The following is a 201-nucleotide window of genomic DNA, read 5'->3' as shown; positions in this document are numbered from 1 at the left end:
ATCGGACTGTGCGATACGAATGGCTGAGCCAATATCTTTGGAATAGTATTGCCGAGGTACAGGAACATGCGACACAATGGCTATGGTTTTATAACAATGAAAGACCCAATACAGCAATTGGTGGTATCCCACCAAAGCAAAAACTGGCACTAGTGGCCTAAGTCTCTACTTTTGACCTCAGCTAAAAATGGGGAGATTACC

General features: G+C 43.8%; 1 protein-coding gene. It reads left to right on the top strand.

Going from position 1 to position 201, the window contains the following annotated elements:
* A partial coding sequence (locus H5125_RS22050) for an integrase core domain-containing protein (protein ID WP_182745532.1) occupies positions 1–161 on the top strand: 161 nt, incomplete at its 5' end.
* Positions 162–201 lie beyond the last annotated feature (40 nt).

The sequence above is a fragment of the Shewanella sp. SR44-4 genome (genome assembly GCF_014163715.1).
Lineage (GTDB): Bacteria > Pseudomonadota > Gammaproteobacteria > Enterobacterales > Shewanellaceae > Shewanella.
The sequence above is the reverse complement of the archived record's forward strand: the minus strand, read 5'-3'. Positions and strand labels throughout refer to the sequence as shown.